Below are 10,129 nucleotides of genomic sequence, written 5' to 3' on the forward strand. Positions count from 1 at the left end.
TTATAAAATCACACCGTGAGTTCAGTAATATTTATGAGTATATTAAGAGGGAGGGGAGCAGGGGGAGAATTCGTAACTCCTAACTCTTCACGGGCTAAACCTTAGCTATCCGCTAACAGAACTGTTTTGCCCAATGCCCAATATCCAATAACTTAACTTAGCGTAATCTAATCTGCTGGTTGTTGCAGGCGATAGTGCAAAAACACTTCTTGCTCAACAGTATGAACTTCTAAAAGTTGCAACTTGGGAGCTAAATCGGGTAAAAAACCTTTCCCTTCTACAGGTGTGGGGGCAGTACTACCACCTAAAATCAGGGGACAGACAGTTAGCCATAATTCATCAATTAAATCTAGGCCCAGCAGGGAAGCGACTAATTCACCTCCACCCAAGACCGCCAACCGTGTTATATCTATATTGGCTAGATGCTTCAAAGCTGCGGGAATATCAATTTCTCGCGTTGGTGTTTCAAAAACCAGAATCTGCTCAAATTCTGGAGGACACTCTTGTGTTCCGGTTCCCAGAGTTGAAGGAAGCGTCTGTAAACAACGTCCTTTCCATGAAAGTTTTCCCAGTGCTGTCGTGAGTAGCCAGCGTCTAACTGGTTGCTTAAAAAAGTTAATTTCCGGATTGAGGTTTCCAGAATGTGTAGTCACTATATGAACTGGCTGCGGAGGCTTCCCTTCTTGTGCCCGAAGTCGCACTAGAGTTGGATCTGATACAGTAAGTGTCGTTCCATAAGCCCGGAGAGTACCAGCACCGAATAAAACCGCATCAGAGGCAGCGATTTGTTTTTCTAGATGTGCTTTATCAACCCTTGAGCCAAACCGAGCAGGCGATCGCTTAAAATCTGCTATCTTGCCATCTGCACTCATTGCTAAAACAACTGTAGTATGAGGACGATGTTGCAACATTAAATTGATTTGATAGTTGGAATATTTTCTTTGTTTGTATGTAGATTCTCAAAAAAAATCCATGCCTGCAAGTTATTTATTTACAATTTTACCACTGTATTTATATGCAACACAAACCACTTTTACATCTAGCATATATGAGTTTTGGTATACCACGTTTCTTTTTGAAAGATAGCAATTTGTTATTTTTAAACATTGAAAATAAAATTCTGATAATTTAATAAAATGTCTCATCTAGCCAGTCTAATTACATATCTTTGCTGTTGTGGTTTGCAGATGCAAAGTGAGACACTCGATGACTAATTCCCGCCAATCTTCCTTTCGTCGAATTTTAGTAACGAGAATATTGCTGCTGTTCGTTCCAGTTTTACTTATAGGCGAGATTGTAGCCTTGAATAAGGCACGTTCTAGCATATTGGGAACTGCGCGTCAAAATTTAACAGAAAGCGCCATTAGTAAAGGAGAGAGGATTGGCGATGCGATCGCAATCTTAAAAGCTAATTTGCTGAGTGTAAGTAAAACAACGGTGATTCCGTCGGGTTCACCTATCCAAGAGCAAGAAATTATCACACAGCTAAAGCAACAACTTCCAGCCAATATTGAGTGCATCCAATTAACGGATCTCCTAAATCAGAAAATAATTGCCACTAGCTGCGGGGATCAAGCTATTGGGGAGTTGACATACCCTTTGCCTAGTGATGGAATTGATGTCAAAACAATCTTCCCGCCAAAGGCAGGAATGACTGGAAAAAGAAACGCACAAAATCAATTGCAATTAGTTTTATCTGCACCAGTCTCCGATAGCCGAAAAAATTTAGTTTACAGCTTAAGTATTCAATCTGCATTGTACCAACAAACCAGAAATCCACCAGGATCGCTTACAGGCGCGATGGTAGTTATTGCTGAAGATGGCACAATTTTGGCACATCCATTTCCAGACTGGGTGGGAAGTAACATTGATCAACATCCAAATGCTTCCCAACTCAAGAGCATAATTAAAAATGCCCTTGCAGGACGAAACGATTCGATAAATTTGTCTTTTAAAGAGGGAAACGAATTAGTAGCTGGCTATACGGCTATTGCAAATCCACTCACCCAAGAGCAGCAGCAAAAATGGATAGTCTTAGCTGTTACTAGTGTCGATAATGCGCTTTTTGGTTTAGAAGAAATTAAACTAATTCTTATTGTTTTGACAGTTGGTTTGATTGGTGCAAGTTTGTTAGCATCTCTATATTTAGCTCCTTACTTGGCACGTCCTGTAGAAGAATTGCGAGACTACGCTCTGAATATTCACTCTCACCACGCCGCACAACCAGTTCCGCACAATTTCCAAATTCGGGAATTCAATCAACTGGCCCAAGCATTAGACCAAATGGTAGAACGGCTCAAAGCTGGGGCAGAAGAACTAGAAATAGCTTGGAAAGAAGCAAAAAACGCTAACCAGATTAAAAGCCAGTTTTTGGCTACGACTTCCCATGAATTGAGAAACCCGTTACATACTATTATTAACTGCATTCGCGTGGTTGAAGATGGCTTATGTGATAGCCGTGAAGAAGAAATGGAATTCCTCAAACGTGCCAATGAAACAACGATTCATTTGCTCAATATTATTAATGATTTACTCGACATTTCTAAAATCGAAGCGGGTAAGCTTTCTGTAGTTATCACACCTCTCGATCTCCGACAAATATTGCTAGAGGTGATTAATTTACAATCAGTTAATGTTCAACAAAAGGGCTTGCAATTAAAATGTGAGTTAGAGCCTCAACCGATACCAATTAAGGCAGACGCGGCAAAACTGAAGCAAGTGCTGATTAATGTTATTGGCAACGCTACTAAGTTCACTGACACAGGAAGCATCACCATTGCTACAGAAATTCAATCTAGTAATGGTAAATCTCAGGTAGTGGTAATAGTTAAAGATACAGGTATTGGCATTGATCCTAATCAACAACATAAACTATTTCGTCCCTTTGTGATGGTGAATGGCACAACTGCACGCCAGTTTGAAGGGACTGGACTAGGACTCGCAATTTCACGAAACTTAATCGAACTTATGGGAGGCAGCATTACTCTTGAGAGTACGGGACTTCATCAAGGGACGACACTAAAGATTACCTTACCCTTGATTGATATCTCGCTGTTACCCGTTGACAACAAAGAAGAAAATGTCGGGAATCTGGGATTTTCTTCTGGGAAAAAGGGGGCAAAAGCAAACCAATACTCTAGCCTACAGCAGTCTGGGGAAAGCCCCTCTTTGGGGAGCAACAAATCTGTAAAAGCAGTTGTAGACAAAGAGAAGTCGATGAAATTCCAGGTGTTACTTGGGAACGAGACTTACGAGATTAGCTTTTCGCCGCAGCAAACTATCTTGGTAAGTCTTCCAAAAACAGAAGTTTATGCAAATGGGACTTCTGAAAGGTAATTTTTACTAGACTCTAATTCAAAATTCAAAAAAATAAATTGGAACCCTCACTCCTAACGGCTATGGTTTTGACGCAGATTTAGAAGTGTTACTAAATAACCAAGACACAAGATTAGGAATTGTAGCAGCCCCAAAAGAAAATAGCGCAATAATTGCATCACGAGGTAAAACACCATCTAACCAGCTACCCTGCATTTGAGAAACTGGAAAATCTGGATCTAGACCGATTTGAATCTTTTTAGTTTTCCCAGAAAAGCGGGCTTCTATTCCCTTTTTAGGGACAATTTGTAGATGGCGTATTAGTTGAATATTTAAAGGAATATCAAGTTTTTCTCCCATGAGAAATTGATTTTTTTTAATTTCCTGCTCCTGCCCTACCATGCGAATTTTGCCTTCTACAATAGTAGAAACATCTAAATCATCTCTGAGATCGCTGCCATTTCTATCTACATCTACAAACTGAACATTTTTGGTTTCTATCTTGCCCCGAAACCATTGCTCTGATTCAAATTTAGCAGGTTTGGCTAAGGTAATATAAATATTAGTATTTTGTGGAAATTCTAAGTTAAATTCTTGATTATCTGGATTTAAAATAAATTCTAGAGGTGTTTGATTATCTAATTGCTCTTGTAAATTAGAATCTGGTAATTCATAGCCTTCTAGTATAACTTTGATTGGTTCACCTAAATAGAGTTTTAATATATTAGGGTTGTTTTTTAAGTCTAGTTTAGGGTTTCGCTGTAGGGAGAAAGCCAACTGATTACGATAAAAGTCATAATTTAACTCAGTTACTTTTGTATTCGGTTGTAGCCGCAGTTCATTCAAATCTATTTCGCTCGTTCCTTCCAGATTAGCCGGAGCAATAATCCATTTACTTTCGCGGTCTTTAAGTTGGATTGTTAACGACTTTAACTGATTAACTTGAGGTAATTCACTTTGAAACTTACCCGTGAAAGTTAAGGTTTGGATGCCTTCACTTTCTAATTCTTTGATGCCACGAATATTTTCAATAAAGCGTTTGGGTTGCTGTCCATTATAGACAAAGCTCATTTCTTGAGAAATGATATTACCTTCAAAGGTATGAGTCCCAGGTGCGATCGCAGCAATAGTGCCGATAGTCAAAAATAAAAGTACTACCAGCGCCAACAATAAACTTTGATGATTTGAAATAGTTCGTAGTAAGCGCTTCAGCGCTGAAATGCTGACTCCAAACCACGCAACTAGATGTGTTTTCAGAGAATTCAACCATTGGCGAATCTTAATGAAGTCGGGAAATTGTTTGGCTTTTTGCCGAGATGCCATGATTTATTTCAACCAATTTGGGTTATGTTCAAATACAATTCGCCTTTCGATGCGATCGCTAGGTTCATTTCTTCGCTCAATATTAGCAACATAGTGCAGTTCATAGCGCCCTGCTGGGGCATTACCATCCCAGGTAAAAATAGTTTCACCTTTTTTCGGGTTAGGGCGGGAAGTACTATAGATTGCTGGTTGGCCTTTGGAGAGGATTTCAAAGTTGGTAAATCTGACTCGATCTTGGGAATAAAAGACAAATTCATACTTACCCGAAGTTTGCCCCAGAATGACTGGAACATACACAGGCTGGGAACCAAGGTTATAGGATGCCACAGCGCGAAGGCTGTTAGCTGGGATTTTCGCTTCCCTGAGAACGTAAGTATCCCAGCTAAAGCTGAAACGCGAACCATTATTAGACAATAACAAGTCATCCATTTGATAGTGATAATTATCACCCAATGATTTCACTATTACTTGAGGATTTTTACCGCCACTTATCTGGGGAATTTGCACTGTGAGGGTTTTGCCAAAACTAGTTAGGTTTCGGGTAGCAATAGAAATCAGGTTTAAGCTATTGCCGCTTATTTGTTCTTCTTTGATGCCTTCGCAGCGATTGGGTGGTTTGCGGTGGATATAATCGGTCGATTTGGGGTTCCCTTCTGGGCAAGAAGCAGCAGCAGGAAGATGGCTGACGCTGAGGATTAATAGGCTGGCAAGAATAATTTTATAATTCATAGTTTGTTGTATAGACGCGATTTATCGCGTCTATTTAATGTTCCAAGTGAACAGTTGTTTTTGAATTTCAGACATGGGATAAGCGAAATCTCGCCCTTCACCTGTTTTTCGGGCGAAGACGATACCTAAAAGTTGATTTTGCGAGTCAATTACAGGACTGCCAGAATAACCAGGTTTGAGTGCAGCTTGAGATATTTCTAATTGCTTGTTTTGATAGCTGATTTGTCCTGATTGCATAGACCAAGATTTATCTTCACCTCTTTGGGCAGAATGACCGATAATCCGAATGGGCATTTTCGGGGCGATCGCAGTTGAGGAGATGGTTAAGGGTTGGATATCTTCTGGCAGTTTACCAATAACTTCCAAAACGGCTAAATCGAGTTCTTTGTCTGTAGTCATTTTGAACAGCTTTGCATCTCGCCGCATTCGCACTCGGTTGGATGGCGGTGAACTGAAAAATTCCACTTGGATATTTTTACCTTGTTCATTGCCATCAAAAATGACATGACGATTAGTGAGGATTAATGTGCGATCGCCTTCTCGCTGAATTATGACACCAGTGCCGATCTCTGTTCCCTGGCGATCGCTGTTAAAAAACTCCGCAGTGATCAGAACTACAGAACGCTTAACGTGTAGAGTTGGATCGTTCTTAGGCAACCATTGGCGATCATCTTCTATGCTGGCTAGTTTATTCTGTTGTTCAGTCCATAATCGCCGTGCTTCTCTAGTGTTGTTACTGGCATAGACAAAATTGGGGTCAAACTCTTCTGATTTGTCAAACTCTTCAATGGCTTGTTTTAGTTTCCCTTGCTGTTGGAATGCATAACCCAAGCTATTATGAGCGACAGTATGAGCGCTAGCTGGAGTTCCAGAATTATCTTCTGGTAATGTTCGGGCTTTTTGGAAGGCGGCGATCGCTGCATCTATTTTCTTCTGGTTAAACAGTGCAATGCCAATATTATTGTAAGCATAAGTATAGTTGGGCTTGAGTTGAATCGCTTTTTGCAAGTTGGCAACTGCTTCATTTAATTTCTTCTGGTTTCTGAGTACAATGCCAAGATTGTTGTAAGCTTCAGCATAGTTAGGGTTGAGTTGGATCGCTTTTTCGTAAGCGGCAACTGCTGCATCTAATTTCTTCTGTCTTCTGAGAGCAATGCCGAGATTGTAGTAAACAACAGCATTTTTAGGGCTGAGTTGAATTGCTTTTTGGTAGGCGGCAACTGCTGCATCTAATTTATTCTGTTCTATCAGTGCAAGTCCGAGATTGTTGTGAACATCAGCATAGTTAGGGTTAATTTGAATCGCTTTTTGGTATGCGGCGATGGCTGCATCTAATTTCTTTTGGTCTATGAGCGCATTGCCCAAATTGTAGTAAGCATCAGCATACTTAGGGTTGAGTTGAATTGCTTTTTCATAGGCGGCTACGGCTGCATCCAATTTTTTCTGGTCACTCAACGCAATGCCCAAATTGTAGTAAGCATTGGCATCGTTAGGGTTAAGTTGAATCGCTTTTTTGTAGGCGGCGATGGCTGCATCTAATTGGTTCTGTTGTTTCAATGCAATGCCGAGATTATAGTAAGCAGTAGCAAAGTTGGGGCTGAGTGTAATTGCTTTTTGCAAGGCGGCAATGGCTGCATCTAAGTTGTTCTGGTCACTCAGCGCAAGTCCGAGATTGTTGTAAACGGTGGCATCGTTAGGGTCGAGTTGAATCGCTTTTTGGAAAGCGGTGACGGCAGCATCTAATTTATTTTGTCCATACAGCACCTTGCCTAAACCGTTGTAAGCGATGGCCAAGTTGGGGTTAATTTGCAAAGCTTTTTGGTGAGATGCGATCGCCTCCTCTTGTTTCCCTTGAGCATTTAGCACATTCCCTATACCAACGTAAGCTTCGGCATCATTAGGATTGAGTTGTAACGCTTTCTGGTGCGCTGCTAATCCTTCTTCTAGTTTTCCCTGTCGCCGCAAAGCATTACCCAAATTGTTATAAGCTTTGCCATTATTGGGTTCAACTTGTAAAACTTTCCGCCAAATTGTCTCTGCTTGGGAATTATTACCCACTGTTTCGGCAGCGTCGCCTTGTTTAAATAGCTGTTCAATATTGTTTTGAGCAACTACAAACTGGGGTGTGGTAGCCAGAAATAAAGTTAAAAATAAAGTTAAAAATAAAGTAGTAAATATACGGTTGTGCATAATCATGCTCATACGTTGAATGATTTTATCAGGACTTACCCGAAAATCGCTAAAAACCGGATGAATTTTTGATAAATACTCGTGAATGAGTCTTTGAACTCCGTTAATGAACCTCAAAGCTTCGTGAATGAGTCTTTGAACTCCGTTAATGAACCTCGGAGCTTCGTGAATGAGTCTTTGAACTCCGTTAATGAACCTCAGAGCTTCGTGAATGAGTCTTTGAACTCCGTTGATGAACTTCGGAGCTTCGTGAATGAGCCTTTGAACTCCGTTAATGAACTTCGGAGCTTCGTAGACTGTAGTATTAGAGGATGTTTGAAAAGTCCTTTTGTCGGTATCAAATAGTTTTAGATCCCCCCTAACCCCCCTTAAAAAAGGGGGGAACCAGAATCAAAGTCCCCCTTTTTAAGGGGGATTTAGGGGGATCTAAAAGTGCCTAAAGTCACAGCGAAACACTTTTCAAACAACCTCTAAAGGTGTAGTAGAGGAAACTTTGGATAAGTTTTATTTAACAGAAAATTAGACTTGAGAGCAGTTGTTCAGAAAAACAGGTTGTCCGCCTTGCTCAAGAGATAGCGTTAGTGCAGCAAGAATTTCTACTAACTGTGTGCCTACCCAGCCAGATGAAACCTCTGAGGGAGTATTGTTGAGGATAGAGTCAACAAAACAAGAGCAAACTCGCCCCAATGGTTCCCCTGGCTCTAATTCCAGCACTACCTGCTTTTGATTTACCGGAATAAAATGATTACCCTGCTGTTCAAACTCCCCATGTAGCAGCGTTAAAGGTGACGATCGCGACATTTCATCAAAAATCAAACTACCAAGGCTACCTACAATCCCCAGCCGTCGCTGCTTATCAGAATTCAGCCAGCACAAATGAATATAAGCTTGAAAGCCATCTGGGTATGTCAGTGTTAGCCATACTAAATCAGCTAAACCTTGAGGCAGAGGAGAATTTGTATCTTTCTTCCCCTCTGCTCCCCTGCTCCCCTGCTCCCCTGCTCCCTGTAGCCACACCGTACCCGTTGCTTGCACTTTCACAGGAATCTGACCCAGCCAAGTGTTAAAGATAGCAATATCGTGAATAGCTAAGTCCCAGAGCGCATCAACATCTTGGCGAACAGGCCCTAAATGGGTGCGGGTGGCGTAGCCATAGCGTAAATCACCTAATTTACCCGCTTGTACTACAGTTTGCCCTTGCTCTACTGCTGGGTGAAATAAATAAGTGTGGTCAACCATGAGTATTAAATGATGCTGCTCTGCTAACTGGCAAAGTTCTCGACATTCTGCGGGGTCGAGAGTTAGCGGTTTTTCAGCCAAAACATGGTATCCGTTTTGGAGAGAGTCTTTAATTAAAGCATAGTGGGTGGTAGCAGGAGTTGCGATCGCAACCCCTGTCAACCCTGGCACTTTCTTTAAATCTTCCCATTGGGTTGTCAATACTACATTTTCATCTAAATTAAACTGCTGTTTTATCGCCGCTAATCGTTCTGGATGGGGGTCTACGACAGCAACTACATCTACTTGGGGATGTGCTAAGAAATTCCGCAGCAGATGCACTCCCCAACGCCCAACTCCGATAACAGCAATTTTAATTTTGTTTGTCATTAGTTATTTGTCATTTGTCATTTGTCATTTGTCATTTGGTCATTTGTATTCGGTTAACGTTCTAATATGTCTGAAGATTCCCCCAACTCCACTTTTTAAGGGGGGCTTTTAACCCTCTTTTACCCCCTTTTTAAGGGGGTCGCCGCAGGCGGGGGGATCTTAACCGAACTGTATGAAGGACGAAGGACAAATGACCACTGACAACCAAATGATTATCGGCTAATTGTCAGTCTTTTAAGCTCAGGGTGTTTGCGGATTAGGTATTGCTAAAAAAGCTACCTTAGCTGCGGCTTGTTCAGCAGTTTTGATCGATCGCCCCTTACCTTCTCCGAGTTTCTTTCCATGCAGCCACACTTCAGCCATGAAACGTTCTTGATTATGGTGCGGTTGAGTGACTTCCACAACTCGATATTCTGGTAAAACTTTAAATTGCGCCTGAGTCCATTCTTGGAGAGCAGCTTTGTAATTAAGTCTGGCAGGATCGAGGCGAATTTCTGTTGTTAGTTCTTGGAAGTGGGGATCTAGCCAAGAGCGGATTAGTTCCAGATTTTGAGTGCTTAAATAAAGCGCACCCAGAACTGCTTCAAAAGCATCTGCTAGTCGTGACTCTTGACCAACCTTATCAGCCGTAGCACTACCGGCAACTAGTAAGTATAACTCCAAACCATAAATTCTGGCCAATTGAGCGAGGATGCGATCGCTCACTAATACCGAACGAATTGCCGCAAAATCCCCTACTGGACAATCGGGATAATTTTCCCATAACACAACAGCCGACACCAGCCGCACCACTGCATCGCCAACAAACTCTAGTTGTTCATAATTCGCCGAATCAGAAACAGTGGGATGAGTTAGTGCTAAATCTAGCAGTTCCCACTTGATAGGTGCTTCTCGCGACAAACCTAATTTTTGGACTAAACTTTCGAGTTGCCGTTGACGGCGTGGGTAGGGAAGGGGCATTAGG

7 protein-coding genes are annotated in these 10,129 nt (G+C 41.5%); 1 reads left to right on the plus strand and 6 read right to left on the minus strand.

Annotated features, from left to right (window positions below; genetic code table 11):
• Positions 1-167 precede the first annotated feature (167 nt).
• On the minus strand, positions 168-911 hold the full coding sequence (locus G1O98_RS33260; protein WP_163937568.1) for a RibD family protein: 744 nt from the start codon (positions 909-911) through the stop codon (positions 168-170).
• 295 nt (positions 912-1,206) lie between these two features.
• Here G1O98_RS33260 and G1O98_RS33265 point away from each other — a divergent pair, with 295 nt between their 5' ends.
• Positions 1,207-3,336, plus strand: a complete 2,130-nt coding sequence (locus tag G1O98_RS33265; RefSeq protein ID WP_163937571.1) for an ATP-binding protein — start codon at positions 1,207-1,209, stop codon at positions 3,334-3,336.
• A gap of 60 nt (positions 3,337-3,396) precedes the next feature.
• On the opposite strand, the gene G1O98_RS39135 is transcribed toward G1O98_RS33265, so the two are convergent.
• The 5 genes from G1O98_RS39135 to rnc all read right to left on the minus strand — a co-directional run bounded on the left by G1O98_RS39135 (position 3,397) and on the right by rnc (position 10,125).
• Positions 3,397-4,638 (minus strand): hypothetical protein, encoded by a 1,242-nt coding sequence (locus G1O98_RS39135; RefSeq protein WP_175586969.1) that lies wholly within the window; start codon positions 4,636-4,638, stop codon positions 3,397-3,399.
• A 3-nt stretch (positions 4,639-4,641) separates the two neighbouring features.
• Entirely contained in the window at positions 4,642-5,367 is a 726-nt protein-coding gene (locus G1O98_RS33275) for a hypothetical protein (protein WP_163937574.1), read from the minus strand.
• Positions 5,368-5,397: 30 nt separating this feature from the next.
• On the minus strand, positions 5,398-7,557 hold the full coding sequence (locus G1O98_RS33280) for a serine protease (RefSeq protein WP_163937577.1): 2,160 nt from the start codon (positions 7,555-7,557) through the stop codon (positions 5,398-5,400).
• 519 nt (positions 7,558-8,076) lie between these two features.
• The gene (locus G1O98_RS33285) at positions 8,077-9,165 is read right to left on the minus strand and encodes a Gfo/Idh/MocA family oxidoreductase (RefSeq protein ID WP_175586970.1); all 1,089 of its coding nucleotides are present in this window, start codon (positions 9,163-9,165) and stop codon (positions 8,077-8,079) included.
• A gap of 240 nt (positions 9,166-9,405) precedes the next feature.
• Positions 9,406-10,125: a ribonuclease III gene (rnc, locus tag G1O98_RS33290; RefSeq protein WP_114080848.1), complete on the minus strand. Its 720-nt coding sequence runs from the start codon at positions 10,123-10,125 to the stop codon at positions 9,406-9,408.
• Positions 10,126-10,129 lie beyond the last annotated feature (4 nt).

This window comes from Nostoc sp. UIC 10630 (assembly GCF_010747425.1).
Taxonomy (GTDB): Bacteria; Cyanobacteriota; Cyanobacteriia; order Cyanobacteriales; family Nostocaceae; genus Nostoc.

Excerpts from the sequence above, each read along its gene's own strand:
- G1O98_RS33280 (WP_163937577.1), bottom strand. The coding sequence starts at position 7,557 with ATGCACAACCGTATATTTACTACTTTATTTTTAACTTTATTTTTAACT.
- G1O98_RS33275 (WP_163937574.1), bottom strand. The coding sequence starts at position 5,367 with ATGAATTATAAAATTATTCTTGCCAGCCTATTAATCCTCAGCGTCAGC.
- G1O98_RS33285 (WP_175586970.1), bottom strand. The coding sequence starts at position 9,165 with ATGACAAACAAAATTAAAATTGCTGTTATCGGAGTTGGGCGTTGGGGA.
- G1O98_RS39135 (WP_175586969.1), bottom strand. The coding sequence starts at position 4,638 with ATGGCATCTCGGCAAAAAGCCAAACAATTTCCCGACTTCATTAAGATT.
- G1O98_RS33265 (WP_163937571.1), top strand. The coding sequence starts at position 1,207 with ATGACTAATTCCCGCCAATCTTCCTTTCGTCGAATTTTAGTAACGAGA.
- rnc (WP_114080848.1), bottom strand. The coding sequence starts at position 10,125 with ATGCCCCTTCCCTACCCACGCCGTCAACGGCAACTCGAAAGTTTAGTC.
- G1O98_RS33260 (WP_163937568.1), bottom strand. The coding sequence starts at position 911 with ATGTTGCAACATCGTCCTCATACTACAGTTGTTTTAGCAATGAGTGCA.